Source organism: Klebsiella sp. G-Nf4, from assembly GCF_002810615.1.
GTDB lineage: Bacteria > Pseudomonadota > Gammaproteobacteria > Enterobacterales > Enterobacteriaceae > Klebsiella > Klebsiella variicola.
This window is the reverse complement of sequence record NZ_PION01000003.1, coordinates 357,590-374,084: the sequence shown is the minus strand read 5'-3', so window position 1 is coordinate 374,084 and position 16,495 is coordinate 357,590. Positions and strand designations below refer to the sequence as shown.

Below are 16,495 nucleotides of genomic sequence, written 5' to 3'. Positions count from 1 at the left end.
TTCTTTGCCAGGTCGATACCAAGAGTTGATACTTTCATGTGGACGCTCCTCATTTTTTAGGACGTATTGCAACGATCCAGTCTGGTACTTTGATACCGTAAAATCTGGAGCGTCCATCTCATTATCCCTGCAAAACACGGCCCTCAGCCCGCATCCATGCGGGCTGCCCCGGCCTGCCGGGAACGTCTCAGCGATTTTGAGGCCGCCGGCACGGGCAGTTTCAGCGGCCCTTGAGCCAGTGGTGATTTGGGGCTGTAGGCCGGGTCAGGCGCAGCCGCCACCCGGCACAAAAGCGGCTCCGTGCCCGCTGTCTTTGCCCGGCGGCGCTGCGCTTGCGCGGGTCTACGGTGATGGTTAGCCTTCTGATATATAAATGGTTATGTAGGCCGGGTAAGCGAAGCGCCACCCGGCAATATGTTGAGCACGGAGCCTGATATATTGCCCGGCGGCGCTGCGCTTGCGCGGGCCTACGGTGATGGTTAGCCTTCTGATATATAAATGGTTAAGTAGGCCGGGTAAGCGAAGCGCCACCCGGCAGAAACCCGCGTAAAGCGGTAAAACGCGTGTGTGGTTGGGGCAGCCGCAGGGGGCTGCGGCTTGTTTATAGCGGCGGCGGTTCGAAGCAGAGGCTGCGCTCCAGGCACTCGTCGCAGCTCGGCGATCGGCAGACAATCTCCCCCTGCGACTGCAGGCAGCGCTGGCGGTAAAAGAACTTTTTCCAGCGCATATGGTGGACGTTCTGCACCACCAGCTGCGGAAAGCAGTCGCTCATCAGCCGGCCCAGTTCCGCCCGCGAATCGAGTCCCAGATCCTCCCACAGATGGTTAAACGCCAGCGCCACCTCGGCGACGATCTGCGCCATCGGTTCAGCCCCCGGCGCCATCCACTCCGTCAGCCACTGCCCCAGCTGCCGACGCTCTTCGTCACGGGTGGCATTCAGCTCGGTCATCAGCCGACGGCGGCTCAGCGTCGCGCTGTCCAGCGGCGTCGCCACCTCGCCCAGCCGCTGCTGCAGCGACCGCCATGCCGCGGGAGTCAGCCCCATCCGCAGCGGAAAGCAGCCTTTTCCGGCGTGATACAGTCGCCACAGGCGAGTTAACCAGTCGACCGGCGCCATCAGGCGACTCCCTGACGCAGGCGCGATGCCGCCAGGCTCTGGCGCCGCTGCTGCCACCAGGCAGGCAGCACCTCGGCGACCGAACGCCACGCGCCGTCCACCTGCGGCTCAATGCCCTGTAGCTCGAGCTGTTGCCATGGCGTATGGCCGATACGCACGCAGAACACCGCTTTCACGTCGGCGAGCAGCGCCAGCAGCGCCGCCAGTCTGGCCTCGTTCTCCTGTGGCTCACACTCCTCTTCGCCGCGGCAATATTTCGGCGTAAAGCGCTCGCCCACCAGCACCATACCGGCGGCCGACAGGCTGTAGATCGAGAAGCGGTCGGCATGGCCAAAATGACAGTCAATGACCTCGCCGTGGCGGGAGGCCACGGCCACCAGACAGGCGTCATCCGCGTCCGATTCCCCCTGCGTGGCGAGGCTGGCATGAAGTTCAGCGCGCTGGTGGAGGATGGGCAGCCAGTCGGGGAGGCTGTCCGGGTCCGGCAGCCGGGTGAACTGCTGGCTGCGATCTTCGCCCAGCATGCCGATGGCGTCGGCACGGCACTGGTGGCAGTGGGTCATCTGCGGCATCCCCTCCCCGCACTGGCTGCGGATCGCGGCGAGCATCCCGGCGTCCGGCTCCGGCTGGCCGTTGAGACCAAAGACCGTGCCGTGCTCCGGTCTGGCAATCAGCGGCATAATATTGTGAATAAATGCGCCACTTTCCCGCAAACGACGGCTGACCTCGGCCATGCCGCCATCGTTGATCCCCGGGATCAGCACCGAGTTTATCTTGACCAGCACCCCCGCGGCGGTCAGCCTGCGGACCCCTTCAAGCTGGCGGGCAATCAGGATCTCCCCGGCTTCCCGGCCGCGGTAGCGTTCGCCGTCGAGCCACAGCCAGGCGTAGATTTGCCCGGCGATCTCGGCATCCAGAGTATTGATGGTCACCGTGACGTGATCCACGCCGACCTCCAGCAGGCGATCGACCGCGTCGGGCAGCATCAGCCCGTTGGTCGACAGGCATAATTTGAGGTCCGGAAGCTGGTCGCGGACCAGCTCCAGGGTGCGGAAGGTGCGGGTCATATTGGCCAGCGGATCGCCGGGCCCGGCTATGCCGACCACCGACAGCTGTGGGATGGCCTGGGCCACCTGGCGCACTTTCAACACCGCCTGCTCGGGGGTCAGCAGCGTCGATGACACCCCGGGGCGGGATTCATTACTGCAGTCGAATTTACGGTTGCAGTAGTTGCACTGCAGATTGCAGGCCGGGGCGACCGGGAGATGCATTCGGGCGAAACGGTGGTGTCCGCTGCGGGAGTAGCAGGGGTGCGCGGCGACCTTGTCGGCCACCCGCGGCGCTAACGCGCTGGCGTCCGCCGACTGACAGGCGTTACCGCCGGAAAAAGAAGAGCAGGAAGTCATGGTCGTACCTTCATGGTTGGGCGATACCTTCCTGCTGCAAACGACGTACCAGAGGCGAATTTTTTATCTGTCTGAAAAATAAAGCGTTATCCCGCATCCCTGCGGCACAACATTGTCGCGTTCCTGCCGCACTGACGACAATGTCCTGAACCTGACACCGCGGCCTACAGACGCGGCAGGGTGATATCCATGATCTGGATCCGGTAAGCGACCTGGCGCGGCGTCATCCCCAGCAGCCGTGCCGCCTTGGCCTGCACCCAGCCGGCTTTTTCCAGCGCGGCGATCAGTCGCTGGCGTTCATCCAGGCTGTTGTCCAGCCAGCTGTCTTCCGCTGGCCCGCTGGCGGGCAGGGCTTTGGCGGGACGATCCTGGTGAGTGAAGAGGATCACGTCGCGATCGATCAGGCCACTCTCCGACATCACCGCCGAGCGTTCGAGGCAGTTCTCCAGTTCGCGAACGTTACCCGGCCAGCTGTACTCCATCAGCAGGCGGATCGCGCCCTCGCTGATCCGCAGCGTGCGCCCCTGATGCTGGCCGATTTTGCGCACCAGGAAGTGCGCCAGCTCGGCGATGTCCTCCTGACGCTCGCGCAGCGGGGGCAGGGCGATGGGCATCACGTTCAGGCGATAGTAGAGATCCTCGCGGAAATGGCCCAGCCGGACCTCCTCCTCCAGGTGACGGTTGGTGGCGGCGATGATGCGGACATTCACCCGCAGGGTCTCATCGCCGCCGACCCGCTCCATCTCCCCCTCCTGGAGGATACGCAGCAGCTTGGCCTGGAACGAGGCGCTGCTTTCACCAATCTCATCGAGGAACAGGGTGCCGCCATCCGCCAGCTCAAAACGTCCTTTACGCTGACGCACCGCCCCGGTAAAGGCGCCTTTCTCATGGCCGAACAGTTCGCTTTCCAGCAGGGTGTCCGGCAGCGCCGCGCAGTTAAATTTGACGAAGGCGGCGCCAGCCCGTGGCGAATGGTGATGGATGGCGTTGGCGATCAGCTCTTTCCCGGTGCCGCTTTCGCCGCGCACCAGCACGGTGGTGTCCCAGCGCGAAACCTGACGGATCACCTCCACGATCTGGCGCATCGCCGGGCTCTTGCCGACCATATTATCAAGGCCCACCCCGCGCGACGACGAGCAGGCCGGCGGCCGTTCCACCTTCGGCGGCTGGCGGCTCGACAGGGCGGGTGAGGCCGGAAGGATCATCAGCCGGATGGTCTGGGCGACGAGGTTGGCGACGGTTTCGAGAAAACGGGTGCAGGCCGGCAGCCGCTCTTCCTGGCGCGCCATCGGCTGGGCCGCCAGCACCCCTATTGGCCGGGCGTTGGGCCCCATCAACGGTACGGCGATAAACGGCAGATCGTAATCGTAGAGGCTCAGGCGGTCGAGAAAACGCTGATCGTCGGCGACCCGGGGCAGCACCAGCGACTGCCCCTGGGCCAGCACGGTCCCCACCAGTCCCTCGCCGGGGCGATAGCGGATCTGCGTGCTGCCGGGGAGGGGCTGCTGGCCGGTTTGCTGCAGCGCTTCGATACTGAGGATCTCCTGCTCGCTGTCGTACAGACAGATCATCCCGTGCTGCATAAAGGCATCGTTGTGCAATACGCTGAGCACCTCCTGCAACGTTTTGCTGGCCTCGGTGGCCCGGCTCAGCACCACGCTTATCCGCTGCATGGCGGTGAACTGCTGAGAGAGGTCGAAGCGTCTGACGGTGGTGTCCGGGTCGGATTCAGGGATCATGCTTCACCTCCGGTCAGGGTGTTAAACAGCGGAAAACGCAGGGTCAGGCAGGTGCCGCCCTGCGGTCGGGAAGCCAGCTCAATGGCCCCGCGATGATGCGCCACCAGGGTCTGGATCAGCCGCAGCTCCATGCCTTTGCCCGGCGAGTTCAGCGCGTCGGGGGAGTGGGCGTAGCGCACCTGCAGCAGCGGCACGTTGTCAGTCAGATACAGCGACAGCCAGCCGTCGTTCTCCTCGGCATAGAGCTGCATCGCCAGCGGCACGGAGGGGAGTTCGGCGGCGAGGGCCAGGGTGCGGTCGAGCCACAGGCTTAAGCACGCCAGCAGCGGGGTGCGCTGGCCAAAGCCGATCAGATGCGGTGAGGCCATGTCAACCTGCAGCCTGTCGGGATCGAAGCGGGTACGGTAGAGGGCGCACAGATCGTCGAAAAAGGGCTGCAGCGGCCAGACGGCGGGGTTTTCGAGATCCAGCGACGGGCGACAGCGCTGGAGCCGCGCCATCGCCTCTTCCCCTTCACGCCAGGCGGCCTCCAGCGCCACGTTCCCGCTTCCCTCGCCGTTCAGCCGACGGGCTGCCGCCAGCATGTTAATCGGGCAGTTCAGCTGGATCAGCGCGGCGTCCAGCGACTCGCGGATCGCCGCCAGCAGCTTGCCGGCGGTCATTTGCTGCTTCAGCCGGTCAAGGCGCCCTTGCTCCTGCTGCTGACGCTGCTGGGTGCAGTCGGCGATCACCACCAGGGTCCGCGCCAGCGCGCTGTCGATAAAGTAGCGGCTGGCCTCTTCACTGACGCCGGGTAACGGCCAGCAGGTCACCGACAGCCAGCGCGCGGCCCCGCGGAGCGCTACTGGCAGGATCGCCTCCACGCCGGGCGTCATTCGGCCAGGGGAGACCTGCAGCTCGGTGAGCAGCTCCCGGCCGCCGCAGTCAGCGCAGAAGGTTTTGTAGGCGAGGTTGTCCATCACCACCCGATCCTGCTCGTCCACCACCACCACGGCGGCGGGGATATTATTCAGCACCGCCTCCATCAGGGTCATATGGTTGCGCAGCCGCTGCTCGAGGGTGTAGCTGACGCTAATATCCCGCTGCATCGCCAGATAATGCTCCAGTTCCCCTTGCGGGCTGAGCACCGGGGTGATGTCAATCTCCACCAGGTACAGGCCGCCGTCCCGACGCTGATTAATCAGCTGACCGCGCCAGGGCTGACGCTGGAGCAGGGTATGCCACATCTCCTGATAGATCTCGCGCGGCGTCTGGCTGCTGGCCAGCAGGCGCGGGTTCTGGTTTAACAATTGCGCCAGCGAATAGCCGGTCTGGCGGCAAAACGCCGGGTTGGCGTAAATGATCCTGGCGCTGGCATCGGTGAGGGAGATGGCCACCGAGGCCTGTTCCACCATGGTAAAAAACAGCCCCGGATGTTGTTGAATCAGCGCGCCGGCGATGGCCTCCGGCGCGGCGTTATCGAGCATCATATTCAGGGTCATCGCAAACTCCTGTGTCGCAGTTATGACAAATTGTCCGACACCGTGCGCGGAACGCGGCGGGGTAAGCCGAACCCGGATAACCATGCAAAGTGTGCGCCCTTATCGGAACGACCACGCGAAACATTGATCCGACAGGGGGAAAATTCACGGATTTTTACCTTTCGCCCCGCCGGGTGCGCCTTTGGCGCACGGCATCGTGAGGCGAAGCGATCCTGATGGGGCAGGGATGGGCCGTCGCGGTGCAGGGCAACCTGGCACAGCCTTCGCAATACCTCTTTCGTCATTCCTTTTTTCAACACCATTCCGACAGGAGCGTACTATGGCGAACATTGGCATTTTCTTTGGTACCGATACCGGTAAAACCCGCAAGATCGCGAAACTGATCCACAAGCAGCTGGGGGAGGCCGCCGCCGCCCCGGTCAATATTAACCGCGCCACGCTGGCGGACCTGCTGGCCTACCCGGCCCTGCTGCTGGGGACGCCGACGCTGGGCGACGGCCAGCTGCCGGGCCTTGAGGCCGGGGGCGAGAGCGAGTCGTGGGCCGAGTTTATCCGCAACCTCGGCGACGTCAGCCTGCAGGGAAAAACGGTGGCGCTGTTTGGCCTCGGCGATCAGCGTGGCTATCCGGATAACTTCGCCAGCGGGCTGCGGCCGCTGTACGACGCCCTGCGTGCCCGCGGGGCGACGATGATCGGCAGCTGGCCGAACGAGGGATATGAGTTCAGCGCCTCATCGGCGCTGGAGGGGGATCGCTTTGTCGGGCTGGTGCTGGACCAGGATAACCAGTTCGACGAGACCGACGCGCGTCTGGCGACCTGGCTTGAGGAGATTAAACCGCATCTGCTGTAGGCGTTGGCGGGTAGCCTGTCGGCTACCCGCACAGCCCCGGCTGGCGCGCTAACATCTCGGCCAGCCACTGGCGCTGGTGGCGGCGCTGGCTCTGTTGACTGAGGTAATCGCGGGCGCTTTCCAGCGCCTGCTCAGGCGTCATCGGCGCGGCAGGGCGAATGGCCTCACACCAGATCAGATGCCAGCCGAGCTCACTGGCCACCGGCGCGCTCAGCGCATTTTCCTCCAGCGCAAACAGCGCCTCCTCCAGCTGCGGATAGAGCAGCCCCCGGCCGATCCAGCCCAGCAGTCCGCCGTCCAGCGCGCTCGGGCAGTGGGAGTGTCGCTGGGCCAGCGGCGCAAACGCCTCACGAGAGGCTTCGATTTGCCCATGAAGCTCCCGTATGCGCGAGTAAACCGCCTGGTCGTCGCCATCGACGGTGAGCAGCAGATGGCGGGTCAGGCGCTGTTCCGGGCGCATAAACTGCGCCTGATGCCGCAGATACCAGGCCTGCACCGTGGCGGGATCCGGCCGCGGCGCCTGGCTGGCAATCCCGGCGAAGGCGGTTTCCAGCCGGGCGTGGTGCAGGACGATCGCCGCCCGCTCCGCTGGCGTAAATCCTCCCTCATCCAGCCAGGCGCCCAGCGAAGTGGCGAGGCCCTCCAGTAGCGCGGCGGGGATCGCCTCCGGCGCAATTTGGGCGACGATGAGCTGCTCCATCTGGGCCTGGCGCTGCCAGGCCGCCTCGAAGGCTTGCCGGTCGACCGCGTCGATGGCCGCCGGCTCGCAGTTCCAGCGGCTCTGCGCCAGCCGCTGCCGGCCAAATCGTTGCCATGGCTCCATTATTCTTCCTCCTCTGCCAGCGCCAGCGCGCTGACCGGGACCTGGAACCAGCGGCCGCCGAAGTCGACGATATAGCCGTCGCCATGCTCGCCCCGGTCGGTGGCTTCGATGCGCCCCAACTGCCCGACGCTGACCACCATCTCGCCCTGCATCGCCAGCGCCGTCTGACAGATTACGCTATCGCCATACTGCAGATTGCCGGCCAGCCAGGGCCGATCGCCGGCAATCAGCTCCTGTTCGCGGCAGCCGACCACCCGGTCGCAGTCCGGGAAGTGGATCTGGTAGATGATCTGGTCCTGCAAGAATACCCCCCAGTCGCGGACATAGCCGATGCTGCCCCGGCGCACCAGCAGGGCGCCGGACGGCAGGCCCGCATAGGTGCCATCGTTACGGATGGCGCGCACGACGCGGACCGCTTCGCTAAAGGTAAATTGGGGTCTCATGGCGTGTTCTCCTCGAACTGTTGCTGATAACTCTCCGCCAGCAGTCGGCGCGCCAGCAGCCAGTGCGCGCGCGGGTTCTCCTCCAGCTGGTTGAGCAGAGGCACTTCCGCCTTCAGCTTGCGGTGAAAGGTGGCCAGCACCGGCAGGCTGCAGTGGGCCAGGCGCTCGGGCTGGTAGGGAACGGCGAAAAACTGAAAGAACGCATCGGCGGAGCGCAGGTCGCCCACGCCGGGGATCTGATAAAACCACTCCATACTCACCCCCTGGCCTGCAGCGTTTCGGCGCCGCAGAGCGCGTGGTAGATTGCCGCCAGCTCATCATCCCGCGGGCTGCGTTTGCCGTTTTCGGCAAAGCGACGGAGCGCTGGCAGCAGCTGGTCAATTTGCGCTGACGTCAGGTGATAACCCATCCGATCGAAGACGCCGTTAACCGCCTGGCGACCGGAGTGTTTGCCCAGCACCAGCCGATAGCCGCGGCCCAGCAGGGCGGGGTCGATCGCCTGATAGCTCTCGCTGTCGCGCAGCAGCGCCGCAACGTGCACGCCGGATTCGTGGGTAAAAACCAGCTCGCCCACCAGCGGCTGCTGGGGATCCACCGGGCGGCGGGTGGCGAGGGCCACCTGTTCGCACAGCGCCGGCAGGGCGGTGAAACGCACGCCGGTCTCGACGCCCAGGCAGCGCTCCAGCCCGAGCGCCACGGTTTCCAGCGCCGCGTTGCCCGCGCGTTCGCCCAGGCCCAGCACGGTGGTGTTCACGCTGGTGGCCCCGGCGCGCACCGCCGCCAGGGTGTTGGCGGTGGCCAGACCCAGATCGTTATGGGCGTGCATTTCGAGTTCGCCGGGCCAGACGCGGCGCAGGGCGGCGATCTGCGCCGCGGTGGTGAACGGGTCGAGGATACCGACGGTATCGGCATAGCGCAGACGGGTGGCTCCCGCCTCCCGGGCCAGGCGGGCAATGTCCTGCAGCGTCGCGTCGCTGGCTCGCGAGGCGTCCTCGCAGCCAATGCAGACCTTCAGGCCAAGGGTGTGGGCGAGGTGGATCAGGGCCGCCAGCCGCTCCAGCAGCAGCGGTAAGCCTTCGCGCAGTTTGTACTGTCGCAGCTTGTCGGAGGCGGGGATGGAGATATCCACCCAGTTCATGCCCAGGTCGGCGCTCTGGCGAATTTCTCCCGCCTGCATCCGGCACCAGGTCATCAGCGTGGCGCCCGGGAGCTGTCGGCGCACCTGCCGGATGCGGGCGCACTCCTCCTCGCCCATCGCCGGGGTGCCGACCTCCATGGCCTCGATCCCCGCCGCGTACAGCGCCTCGGCGATGGCGATCTTTTCGCTGGCCTGAAAGGCCACGCCGGGGCTCTGTTCACCATCGCGCAGGGTGGTGTCGTTAATCAGTACGCGTCCCATCATTGTCTCCCCCGCCTTAGCCGTAGACCGGCGTGAAGGCACCATCCTGCAGGTGCGGCTGACCCTGTCGCCAGTAGGGTGACAGGGCGCGCAGCCGGTCGATAACCGACGGCAGGGTGGCGATGACATAGTCGATCTCTTTTTCCCGGGTATAGCGTGAGAGGGAGAAGCGGATGGTGCCGTGGGCCGCGGTGTAGGGGATATTCATCGCCCGCATGACGTGCGACGGCTCCAGCGAGCCGGAGGTGCAGGCGCTGCCGCTGGAGGCGGCGATCCCGGCCTGATTCATCAGCAGCAGGATTGCCTCGCCCTCGATACACTCGAAGGCCAGATTGAGGGTGCCGGGCACCCGCGGCTGGCTGCCGCCCATCACCGTCACCGCCGGGATAGTGGCCTGGAGATGCTGTTCAAGACGATCGCGCAGCTGGCTAATCTGCGCCATGCCCGGCAGATGAACCTGCGCCAGCTCGCTGGCGGCGCCCATCCCGACAATGCCGCTGATATTTTCCGTACCGGCCCGCCGGCCATGCGCCTGGTGGCCGCCGCGCAGCAGCGGGCGAAAACGCGTTCCCCGCCGCAGCCAGAGGCAGCCCACTCCTTTGGGGCCGTGGAATTTATGCGCCGAGCAGGAGAGCATATCGATCCGCGTCTGGCTGAGCGCCATCGGGATTTTGCCCACCACCTGCACCGCGTCGCAGTGAAACAGCGCGCCCTGCTCATGAGCCAGCTCCGCCAGTTCGGGCACCGGGAACATGACGCCGGTTTCGTTATTGGCCCACATGATGCTGACCAGCGCCACGCGTGGGCTAAGCGCCGCCCGAAACTGCACCATATCCAGGGCACCCTGCTGATCCACGGCGATACGGTGGATCAGGTATCCCTGACGCTCCAGCTGCTCACACACCGCCAGAGTGGCGGGATGTTCGACCGCGCTGGTGATGATCTCGCGCCGCTCCGGCATCAGGGCCACCGCCGAGGCGATGGCGGTGGTGGTGGCCTCGGTGGCGCAGGAGGTAAAGATGATCTCGCTGGGGTAGTCGGCCCCGAGCAGGGCGGCCACCTGCTGATGCGCCCGTTCAAGGGCCGCCTGCGCCGGCAGACCAAAATCGTGTATCGACGAAGGGTTGCCGTAAAAGTCGGTTAAAAAGGGCATCATCGCGTCGAGAACCATCGGGTCGAGACGGGTGGTGGCGTTGTTATCAAGATAAACAGGTTTCATCGTATCCCCCTTGGGTTAGTTAACCGCGGCCGGGGCCGCCACCACGTCCATGTAACTTCCGGTACGCTCCATCAGCTTTTGCTGCAGCCAGGCAAGGGTCATGTCGGTCATCATGCAGCCGCTGCAGCTGCCGGAGAGGCTGACGGTCACCTGACGCGGGGTGACGTTGAGCAACGTCATGTCGCCGCCGTCGGCCTGAATGTGCGGGCGCAGTTCGTTGATGGTATCGACCACGCTTTGCCAGTGCGCATCGTGGGCCGTCTCCGCTGGCAGGGGGGCTGGCGGCTGTTGGGCGAGGATCGCCGCCAGCGCCAGCTCAATTTTTTCATGGCAGGCGGTGCAGCCGCCGCCGGCTTTGGTGTAGTTGATCACTTCTTCGAGGGTGGTCAGGCCGTTGTTCACCACGGCCCGGCGAATATGCCCTTCGTCGACGCCGAAGCACTTACAGATCAGCTTGCCCTCCTCATGCTCCTCCTCAAGGCTTTCGCCGCGAAAATGGGCGATGGCCGCACGCAGCGCTTCCTGGCCCATCACCGAGCAGTGCATTTTTTCCGGCGGCAGACCGTCGAGGTAGTCGGCGATCTGCTGGTTGGTGATCTGCCCGGCTTCGGTCAGGGTGTGGCCGATAATCAGCTCCGTCAGCGCGGAAGAGGAGGCGATGGCGCTGCCGCAGCCGAAGGTCTGGAAGCCCGCCTCCTCGATGATCTCGGTCTGCGGATCAACCCGCAGCATCAGGCGCAGCGCATCGCCGCAGCTTAATGAACCCACATCGCCCACCGCGTTGGCGTTGTCGACCACGCGCGCGTTGCGGGGATGAAAAAAATGGTCTTTCACTTTCTCGGAGTAGTTCCACATGCTGTCAGCTCCAGGGATGATGACGAAAACGCCGGGGCGCGGTACACCGCAGACTGGCGGTGGTACTGACCCCCAAGCAATTGCGATACCAACGCATAAAAACCTTATTTGTTAATGACCTGACGGGTTAACCGCCCCCGACAGGGCCGACACTGTTGTGGCGTTTTGTGGGCTTTGTCACATAAACGACAGGATCAGGGGAGCGGGTCGGGCTCCTCCCGCCACGCTTGCTCCTCCAGCAGGCGGTTAAAGCGCTGCGGATCGCGTTGCCGCGCGCTGCGGCGCTGCGCTTTTTCATACCAGGAGAGCTGGATCTCCTGCAGCAAGCCGAGGATGGTGGTCTGGTCGGGGACGCGTTCGGCGCGGACGCCCACCTGCAGCAGCTGGCGAAAAACCGCCTCGCCAATCGCCACGCAGAACAGGGTGACGCAATCCTCAAGGGCGTGGATGCGCTCGGCTATCTTCTCGGTCTGGTGACCGCTGGCGACCGGGAACTCCACCACCCGTAGCAGGGTGACCCGGTCGGCTTTGACGCCGTAGACCACCAGCCGCGGCGTGGCGCCGAAATGCTGATCGACGTGGCGGTAATCGGAGCTGGCGAAGGCGACTTTCATCGACCACTCGTCGGCGTGGACCATATCAAACTGACGGTTAATGGGCGGCATAAGCGTCTCCTGAAGCTGGCTGGGGGTCGGCGCCCTGACGAAGCGGCGAGCGGTAGAGGGCGGTGTGGTGATGGCGGTCGCGCAGCAGATTGGCCAGCTCAAACAGCGTATCTCGCATGCCGGCGTACCCCTGGCGGACCCGACGAAACTCACCGAGCCGGTCGAAGAGGGGAAAACCGACGCGGATCAGCGGCAGGGCAAACTGCTCCGCCAGATCGCGGGCGTGAGAGTTAGCCACCAGCAGATCGGCGGGTTGGTGGCTCAGCTGCTGCAGCAGATCCTCAAGATCCCCCGGCACGACCTGCTCGACCGGCAGCTGGCGCAGGCTGGGGTGGCTGGTGGGGGCGACCAGCGGGCCGGGCTGCATCCCCTGGCTGCGGGCGAAATCACACCACGCCGCCAGCAGGTCGCCCTCCGCCGCCATCGCCATGCGCTGGCCCTGAAGCCACATATGGCAGTCGATCATCGCATCCTGCAGCTGGCCGCGCTGGCGCTCAATCCAGGCCGGTACGCGGCGTCCGGACATCTTCGCCAGCTGATGGATAAAGGTATCGCAGTGGTCGAGGGTCATCAGGTGCGGCAGGGCGATCACGTCGCCGCGGCTGCGCTGGGTCAGGAGCGATGCCGCCCGCTGGAGCGACACGCCAATGGTGAAGCTGCCCAGACTCTGGCCCATCTGGGCAATCTGGCGCAGCGAGGCGCCGCCCTGGGTCAGGGGCGTAAAATCCCCTTCACCGAGGTGGCCATCCATTGACTGCGAGAGGTCCGGCAGGATCACCGGCTGCAGGCCAAAGGCCTCCACGCAGCGGCCCAGCCATTCGATATCCCCTGGCGAACAGAGGTGGCTGACCAGCAGGTTGACCCGCCGGGGCCGCTGCCCCGGACGCGGCGTCGGCGCGACCCACTGCTCGATCACGCTCTCGATCACCGCGCTGTAGCCGTTTTCCATAGAGCCAAAAAAATCCGGGGTATTGACGGTGAGGATCGCCACGCCGTTATGGCGCGGATGCGCCTCGCGAAACTGGCGCACCACCCGGGCGATATCGCTGCCCTGCGCTTCCGCCAGACCGGTGCTGAGCAGCACGATGGCCTGCGGGCTGTGGCGCTGGCAGAGGGTGTCGAGCGCGGTGAAGATATTGCCGTCGGCCCCCATGATCGTGGCGGTCGGATCCATGGCCGTCGACTGCAGCGGCACCGGGTCATGGAAATGCTGAATAAAGAAAACTTTGGCGAAGGCGCTGCAGCCCTGGGCGCCGTGGACCAGCGGGATGGCCTGGGCCAGCCCGAGGCTGGCGAGGATCGCCCCGAGCGGTTGCCCGGTTTTAATCGGGCTCACCGCCAGCGGTTTTTCACTGCGGATAATATCTGCCATGGTGTTCTCCTAGCGCCACGGGGCGCGGGCATGCGTTTGCGGCCAGACGGGACTGGCGAGGGTCAGACAGAGCTGGCGGGCGAGGGTGATGATGCCCTGATAGCCGGCGTAGGCGTGCTCGCGCTCCTGATTGATATCGAGAAACGGCAGCCGGGCTTTCCAGGCGGTGTACATATTGCGTCCGCCGGCGATCATCAGGTCGGCCTGATAGCGGTACACCACGTCGAGCAGGGTGCGGGCATTGCCCTCCTCAAGCATCACCGCCTCGTCGCCCATCAGCTCACGGATCCGCTTTTTGTCCTCCTCGGTGGATTTCCGCGTGCCGGTGGCGACCACGGTCATGCCGAGATCCTGCAGAGCCGATACCACCGACCAGGATTTCACGCCGCCGGTATAGAGCAGCACTTTGCGCCCGCGGAGCTGCTCGCGCCACGGCGCCAGGGCCTGCTCCGCCGCCTGCTCTTCGCGGGCGATCAGCGCGTCGGTGCGGCGGCACAGGTCGTCATCCCCCAGCAGCGTCGCCAGCTGGCGCAAGGCGTCGGAGGTGGCGCGGATCCCGTAGAAGCTGCCTTCAAACCACGGCGTGCCGTAGCGCAGCTCCAGCCCCCGGGCGACGTTGATCAGCGCGCGCGAGCACACCAGCATATTGGCCTGCGCCCGGTGCAGGGTCTGGATCTCGGCAAAGCGGCCGTCGCCGGAGAGGCTGCCGAGGACGCGGATCCCCAGCTCATCCAGCAGCGGCTGGATCTGCCAGAACTCGCCGGCGATATTGAATTCGCCAATCAGGCCGATATCGTGGCGCTGGGCTGGGGCAAAGGGCGTGTTGTCCGGCCACGGGGCGGGTTCGCGCTGGCCAATCACCTGCCTGAGCATCACGTCGCCCGCCATGCGGTTGCCAAGGTTTTTACTGCCGTAGAAACCGGCGGCGTCAATGGCGATGACCGGGACGCCGGTGGCGGTGTGCGCGGCCTGGCAGACGGCCTCCAGGTCATCCCCCTCCATCGCCGGTACGCAGGTGTTGTAGATAAAGACCGCCGCCGGATGATAGCGGTCGACGATGTGACGCACGGCGTGGAACAGGCGGCGTTCGCCGCGGCCCATAATTACATCCTGTTCGTTAAGATCGGTGGTAAAGCCGAGCCGGTTGAGGGCCGGGCCGGCGCTGACGCTGCCGCGGTTATCCCACGAGCTGCCCGCGCAGCCGATGGGGCCGTGCACCAGGTGCGCGACGTCGGCGATGGGCAGGAGCGTTATCTGCGCGCCGTCGAAGGCGCAGCCGCCGGCGGTAGCGCCGGGCTTAGGGGCGCTGCAGCCGGATTTTTGCTTCTGGTTGTGCTCGCAGGCGGGTTCGTCCAGCAGCGCCAGAATTTCCTTTCCCTTCATAGTGACCTCGTTGACGGTGGGAGACCGGAGAGGTGATGCAATTCGCGCTCCAGGGGGAGGGGGATTGATTTTTAAGGAAAAAGGGTTGTGGGTTTTGCGACAAAGGCAACAATCAAACAGGGGGAAGGCGTGGATTATCCCCTGATGACGCGACAGTATTGCCGCATATTGGCGAATGACGGGAAGCGTCGATAAGGTGGAATATTCCGTTCACCGACCTTCCTCACTATTTCATTGCGCCCTCTGCGGGTGAACGGCATGGGGGGCGTTTCGCCCGCCCCCCATGACCCCCCGCATGGCGCTGAAAATTGCCGCTGCGCGGTCCGCTCCACTCCGGCTTCATCTGGCGGAACGGGCGGACTCGACATCCTTGTCTCGACCGCCCTCTGGCCGCCGTCCTGGCGGCCAGTCCTGGATGCGCGCCTGCGTTCTCGCCAATTTTCCTGATGCGCCCAACCCCCGGCTGTTACTTTTGTCCCTGTCCTGCGGCGCTCGCCTTGCGGAAAGAAAGGATGCCCCTGCGGGGGCAAAAAAAGCCCGCGGGGTCGGCGGGGAGCAAGCTCAACATTTCCTGATGCGCCCAACCCCCGGCTGTTACTTTTGTCCCTGTCCTGCGGCGCTTGCCTTGCTGAAAGAAAGGATGCCCCTGCGGGGGCAAAAAAAAGCCCGCGGGGTCGGCGGGCAGCAAGCACAACATTTCCTGATGCGCCCAACCCCCCGCTGTCACTTTTGTCCCTGTCCTGCGGCGCTTGCCTTGCTGAAAGAAAGGATGTCCCCTGCAGGGACAAAAAAAGGCCCGCGGGGTCGGCGGGCAACAAGCACAACACAACGATTAAAAAACACGTTCCTCCAGAGGGTTATCCCGGTTGAGGCGCTTCGCCAGCCACGGCGGCAGCCGACCGGCCAGCATCGCGCTCACCGCGTCGCACTGCGCCTGAATCGTCGTGCCCGGCGGCGCTTTCATCGGATGGATCTGATGGCGAATCAACCTCGCGGCGGCAGGCCCGCCAATCTCCTGACAAAACAGCAGATGGCAATCCTCCAGCAGCCTGGCGCGCATCTCGCTGGCGTCAGACCCCGCAGAAGAAGACGCATAGCGGCGCAAATCCTCCAGCCAGCCGCCCTGGTCATCGAAGGCATAGATAAAAAACAGCCGGTTCTGGCCAAAATGACCATTGATGGCCAGACCATCCTGCGAGCAAAAAGCGACCCGCAGCTGCGGCGTTCGCTGAGGGTGGCGGGCGATGCGCAAATGGCCGGGCAGCACCCCCTGCAGGCAGGCGATGACCCGCGCCCAGCGGGCCGGGGACATCACCGCCGTCGCCGAAGGAAAGCTGGCGGCCAGCTGAGGCTGCGTCAGGGTGGTTAACCGTGCCGGGGTCAACGTTTCGCCGCACTCCTGCGCCAGCCAGTCGACGACTTGCACCGGCTGCAGCTCCGGCAGCGTCTGGAACAGCGCCAGCAGACGCCAGAAAAGGGTATCGTTGTCGGACATTTCCAGCTCCTTATAGCAGCGTGCTGCGGGTGGCGCGCAGGCTTATCGGGAAGACGGGGCGCCCCGGCTGCGGATTGACGTAGTAGCGACGTCCCCCCTCGAGGGCAATCGCGCCGCCCCAGCGGTCCGTCTCGTCATGTTCGACCTGGAGCACCCGGGCCTCCAGATCCTGTTTGGCGATATAGGCATACAGCGCCTCGCCGCGCTCACGGAAAATCACGATGGGCATACTCCCTCCTGGCCCCGCC

At 65.0% G+C, this 16,495-nt stretch carries 16 protein-coding genes; 1 reads left to right on the top strand and 15 read right to left on the bottom strand.

Translation table 11 applies throughout. The features are described 5' to 3' along the window. Positions 1 to 601 precede the first annotated feature (601 nt). The 4 genes from CWM57_RS10050 to nifL all read right to left on the bottom strand — a co-directional run bounded on the left by CWM57_RS10050 (position 602) and on the right by nifL (position 5,743). Positions 602 to 1,117 carry a nitrogen fixation protein NifQ gene (locus CWM57_RS10050; RefSeq protein ID WP_032733323.1) on the bottom strand — a complete coding sequence of 172 codons (516 nt, stop codon included), beginning with the start codon at positions 1,115 to 1,117 and terminating at the stop codon, positions 602 to 604. Continuing rightward, positions 1,117 to 2,523 carry a nitrogenase cofactor biosynthesis protein NifB gene (nifB, locus tag CWM57_RS10045; protein ID WP_074385335.1) on the bottom strand — a complete coding sequence of 469 codons (1,407 nt, stop codon included), beginning with the start codon at positions 2,521 to 2,523 and terminating at the stop codon, positions 1,117 to 1,119. The genes CWM57_RS10050 and nifB overlap by 1 nt, the downstream gene beginning before the upstream one ends. A gap of 164 nt (positions 2,524 to 2,687) precedes the next feature. Further along, entirely contained in the window at positions 2,688 to 4,262 is a 1,575-nt protein-coding gene (gene nifA, locus CWM57_RS10040; protein ID WP_008804120.1) for a nif-specific transcriptional activator NifA, read from the bottom strand. After that, on the bottom strand, positions 4,259 to 5,743 hold the full coding sequence (gene nifL / locus CWM57_RS10035) for a nitrogen fixation negative regulator NifL (protein ID WP_100675326.1): 1,485 nt from the start codon (positions 5,741 to 5,743) through the stop codon (positions 4,259 to 4,261). The genes nifA and nifL overlap by 4 nt, the downstream gene beginning before the upstream one ends. A gap of 319 nt (positions 5,744 to 6,062) precedes the next feature. Here nifL and CWM57_RS10030 point away from each other — a divergent pair, with 319 nt between their 5' ends. Next, entirely contained in the window at positions 6,063 to 6,593 is a 531-nt protein-coding gene (locus tag CWM57_RS10030; protein WP_012967608.1) for a flavodoxin, read from the top strand. A 22-nt stretch (positions 6,594 to 6,615) separates the two neighbouring features. Here the strand turns inward: CWM57_RS10030 and nifM are convergent, their stop codons facing one another. The 11 genes from nifM to nifT all read right to left on the bottom strand — a co-directional run bounded on the left by nifM (position 6,616) and on the right by nifT (position 16,476). Beyond that, entirely contained in the window at positions 6,616 to 7,416 is an 801-nt protein-coding gene (gene nifM, locus CWM57_RS10025; protein ID WP_100675327.1) for a nitrogen fixation protein NifM, read from the bottom strand. Beyond that, complete coding sequence (locus tag CWM57_RS10020) at positions 7,416 to 7,859, bottom strand: nitrogen fixation protein NifZ (protein WP_061153948.1); 444 nt, start codon at positions 7,857 to 7,859, stop codon at positions 7,416 to 7,418. Before CWM57_RS10020 ends, nifM begins: the two co-directional genes overlap by 1 nt. Continuing rightward, positions 7,856 to 8,113, bottom strand: a complete 258-nt coding sequence (locus CWM57_RS10015) for a nitrogenase-stabilizing/protective protein NifW (RefSeq protein WP_061153949.1) — start codon at positions 8,111 to 8,113, stop codon at positions 7,856 to 7,858. Before CWM57_RS10015 ends, CWM57_RS10020 begins: the two co-directional genes overlap by 4 nt. Before the next feature lie 2 nt (positions 8,114 to 8,115). Then, a complete protein-coding gene (gene nifV, locus CWM57_RS10010; protein ID WP_100675762.1) occupies positions 8,116 to 9,258 on the bottom strand; it encodes a homocitrate synthase in 1,143 nt (380 codons plus the stop codon). Positions 9,259 to 9,274: 16 nt separating this feature from the next. Next, positions 9,275 to 10,477: a cysteine desulfurase NifS gene (gene nifS, locus CWM57_RS10005; RefSeq protein WP_100675328.1), complete on the bottom strand. Its 1,203-nt coding sequence runs from the start codon at positions 10,475 to 10,477 to the stop codon at positions 9,275 to 9,277. A 15-nt stretch (positions 10,478 to 10,492) separates the two neighbouring features. Next, positions 10,493 to 11,332, bottom strand: a complete 840-nt coding sequence (gene nifU, locus CWM57_RS10000; protein WP_061153951.1) for a Fe-S cluster assembly protein NifU — start codon at positions 11,330 to 11,332, stop codon at positions 10,493 to 10,495. Between the two features lie 194 nt (positions 11,333 to 11,526). Beyond that, on the bottom strand, positions 11,527 to 11,997 hold the full coding sequence (locus CWM57_RS09995) for a NifB/NifX family molybdenum-iron cluster-binding protein (RefSeq protein WP_061153952.1): 471 nt from the start codon (positions 11,995 to 11,997) through the stop codon (positions 11,527 to 11,529). Then, positions 11,984 to 13,369 (bottom strand): nitrogenase iron-molybdenum cofactor biosynthesis protein NifN, encoded by a 1,386-nt coding sequence (gene nifN / locus CWM57_RS09990; protein ID WP_100675329.1) that lies wholly within the window; start codon positions 13,367 to 13,369, stop codon positions 11,984 to 11,986. Before nifN ends, CWM57_RS09995 begins: the two co-directional genes overlap by 14 nt. 9 nt (positions 13,370 to 13,378) lie before the next feature. Further along, on the bottom strand, positions 13,379 to 14,752 hold the full coding sequence (gene nifE, locus CWM57_RS09985) for a nitrogenase iron-molybdenum cofactor biosynthesis protein NifE (protein WP_100675330.1): 1,374 nt from the start codon (positions 14,750 to 14,752) through the stop codon (positions 13,379 to 13,381). Positions 14,753 to 15,584: 832 nt separating this feature from the next. Then, positions 15,585 to 16,247: a NifB/NifX family molybdenum-iron cluster-binding protein gene (locus tag CWM57_RS09975; protein WP_100675331.1), complete on the bottom strand. Its 663-nt coding sequence runs from the start codon at positions 16,245 to 16,247 to the stop codon at positions 15,585 to 15,587. Between the two features lie 10 nt (positions 16,248 to 16,257). Further along, positions 16,258 to 16,476 (bottom strand): putative nitrogen fixation protein NifT, encoded by a 219-nt coding sequence (nifT, locus tag CWM57_RS09970; RefSeq protein ID WP_004203557.1) that lies wholly within the window; start codon positions 16,474 to 16,476, stop codon positions 16,258 to 16,260. Positions 16,477 to 16,495: the final 19 nt, after the last annotated feature.

Excerpts from the sequence above, each read along its gene's own strand:
- CWM57_RS10050 (WP_032733323.1), bottom strand. The coding sequence starts at position 1,117 with ATGGCGCCGGTCGACTGGTTAACTCGCCTGTGGCGACTGTATCACGCC.
- nifB (WP_074385335.1), bottom strand. The coding sequence starts at position 2,523 with ATGACTTCCTGCTCTTCTTTTTCCGGCGGTAACGCCTGTCAGTCGGCG.
- nifA (WP_008804120.1), bottom strand. The coding sequence starts at position 4,262 with ATGATCCCTGAATCCGACCCGGACACCACCGTCAGACGCTTCGACCTC.
- nifL (WP_100675326.1), bottom strand. The coding sequence starts at position 5,743 with ATGACCCTGAATATGATGCTCGATAACGCCGCGCCGGAGGCCATCGCC.
- CWM57_RS10030 (WP_012967608.1), top strand. The coding sequence starts at position 6,063 with ATGGCGAACATTGGCATTTTCTTTGGTACCGATACCGGTAAAACCCGC.
- nifM (WP_100675327.1), bottom strand. The coding sequence starts at position 7,416 with ATGGAGCCATGGCAACGATTTGGCCGGCAGCGGCTGGCGCAGAGCCGC.
- CWM57_RS10020 (WP_061153948.1), bottom strand. The coding sequence starts at position 7,859 with ATGAGACCCCAATTTACCTTTAGCGAAGCGGTCCGCGTCGTGCGCGCC.
- CWM57_RS10015 (WP_061153949.1), bottom strand. The coding sequence starts at position 8,113 with ATGGAGTGGTTTTATCAGATCCCCGGCGTGGGCGACCTGCGCTCCGCC.
- nifV (WP_100675762.1), bottom strand. The coding sequence starts at position 9,258 with ATGGGACGCGTACTGATTAACGACACCACCCTGCGCGATGGTGAACAG.
- nifS (WP_100675328.1), bottom strand. The coding sequence starts at position 10,477 with ATGAAACCTGTTTATCTTGATAACAACGCCACCACCCGTCTCGACCCG.
- nifU (WP_061153951.1), bottom strand. The coding sequence starts at position 11,332 with ATGTGGAACTACTCCGAGAAAGTGAAAGACCATTTTTTTCATCCCCGC.
- CWM57_RS09995 (WP_061153952.1), bottom strand. The coding sequence starts at position 11,997 with ATGCCGCCCATTAACCGTCAGTTTGATATGGTCCACGCCGACGAGTGG.
- nifN (WP_100675329.1), bottom strand. The coding sequence starts at position 13,369 with ATGGCAGATATTATCCGCAGTGAAAAACCGCTGGCGGTGAGCCCGATT.
- nifE (WP_100675330.1), bottom strand. The coding sequence starts at position 14,752 with ATGAAGGGAAAGGAAATTCTGGCGCTGCTGGACGAACCCGCCTGCGAG.
- CWM57_RS09975 (WP_100675331.1), bottom strand. The coding sequence starts at position 16,247 with ATGTCCGACAACGATACCCTTTTCTGGCGTCTGCTGGCGCTGTTCCAG.
- nifT (WP_004203557.1), bottom strand. The coding sequence starts at position 16,476 with ATGCCCATCGTGATTTTCCGTGAGCGCGGCGAGGCGCTGTATGCCTAT.